The 1,736-nt window shown below is 72.7% G+C and carries 2 protein-coding genes; both read right to left on the minus strand.

Translation table 11 applies throughout. The features are described 5' to 3' along the window. Nucleotides 1-496: lipopolysaccharide biosynthesis protein (locus VF536_RS23865; RefSeq protein ID WP_414710441.1), on the minus strand; the 496-nt coding region annotated here is incomplete at its 3' end. Next, on the minus strand, nt 493-1,736 hold a 1,244-nt coding region (locus VF536_RS23870; RefSeq protein ID WP_331617412.1), incomplete at its 5' end, for a DegT/DnrJ/EryC1/StrS family aminotransferase. The genes VF536_RS23865 and VF536_RS23870, both read right to left, overlap by 4 nt.

Below are 1,736 nucleotides of genomic sequence, written 5' to 3' on the forward strand. Positions count from 1 at the left end.
CGGCCTGGGCCGCCGCCATCACGGTCTGCTGCAGCACGCGGGCCTGGGCGATCACGTCGATGCGGCCCTGCCGGTTGTTCCAGAGGCTCAACGCCTGCTGCATGCCGGCCAGCGCGACTACCGGCGCGAGCATCAGCAGCCACGGGTCCAACTGGTCGAGGGAGACCCAGCGCCCGCCCAGCTTCGCGTGATGCGCCATGAGCAGGTGCCAGGCGCCCGCGCCGGCCGCCGTGAGCAGGCCCATGCCGAGCGCGATCCACAGCGCCAGTTGCAGCACCAGCGCGGCCTCGCCGTCGCGGCGCGGCAGGACGATCGCGAATTCGTAGCGCGCGTTGGCGATGGTCGCGAGATTGGCGGCCAGCGCCACGAACAGCGCCCAGTGGCCGAGCGCCTCCGCGCCGTACCAGCGCGTCAGCAGCGGGGCGATCAGCATCGGGATCGCCTGCGTCAGCATCGAGGCGCCGGCGAGCTGCGCGAAGCGGCGACGGACGGTCATGGGGCCTTGCCCCCGTGGCGTTCCGCGATCGCGCGCACGGCGGCGCGCTGCGACGGACTCAGCCGCGCGTGGCGCCCCAGCGGCAGGTTGAGCACGGTGCGGGCGGCGCGCTCGCCGTTCGGGCAATCGCCCTCGGTGTAGCCGAAGCGCCGGCTGCCGCGCGGATGGACGACGTCGTCGAACCAAGTGCCGCCGACGATGCCCGCGTCCTCGAGCGCCGCGATCGCCGCATCGCGCGTCACGGCATCAGGCAGCAGCAACGGATAACGCAGCAGGACGGCGCCGGGCGCGCGGACGGGCCACTCCCAGCCAGGCAGGTTCGCCAGCAGCGCGTCGTAGTCCTGCGCCTGCGCGCGGCGCTGGGCATGGATCTCGTCGTGGCGGCGCGCCTGCATCAGCCCGATCGCCGCGCTGAGCGGGTGCAGGCCGGCGCGGTAATCGGGTTCCGTCTCGCCGGCGACCTCGCTGTCGGGCGTCTTCGCGACGACGCCCAGCATCCGCGACGGCGCCCGCAGCAAAGCGACCAGCGCGCGCAGCGCCGGGCGCGGCAGGCTCATCGTCAGGCGGTGCCAGCACAGCGTCAGCAGCTGCTTGAAGACCGTCGAGGCCGAGGGCTCGTTCAGCGCGTCCTGCGAGTTCAGCGCGGGCCTGTGCGCCGCGAAACGCTCGCGCAGCGCGGCATCGTGGATCACGAGCGCGCCGCCGATGCCGGTGGTCAAAGGCTTCGAGTACTCGAAGCTGAAGAATGCCGCATGCCCCAACGTGCCGACCATGCGACCGATCGCGTCGGTGCTGCCCCAGGCGTGGGCGGCGTCCTCGATGAAGACGATGTCGGGGTGCTTCGCCCGCAACGCGTCCAGGCCCTCGGTGACGAGGCCGAAGTTGTGCGGCACGACGACGACGCGCGTCAACGGTCCGATCTCGTTCGAGATCGCGTCGGGCGTCGGATTGAAGTCGTCCCGCGCGATGTCGACGTAGCGCACCGCGAGCCCGAGGTGCATGAACACGTTGGGCACGACGACGCAGGTGTAGCCCGGCAGCAGCACTTCCGAGCCGACCGGCAGACCCAGAGACGCGGTGAACGCGTGCAGTGCTGCGCGGCCGGTGCCGAAGAGGCGGACCTCGCCGGCCTGCGCCGGATCCAGGCCGAGGCTGCGAGCGAAGGCGGCGCGGAAGTCCTCGGCGCTGGCGTTGCCGCGGCGCAGCCAGTGCCGGAGCGCGCCGGGCAGGTCGCGCCAGC

This window comes from Roseateles sp. (assembly GCF_036486225.1).
Classification (GTDB): domain Bacteria; phylum Pseudomonadota; class Gammaproteobacteria; order Burkholderiales; family Burkholderiaceae_C; genus Roseateles.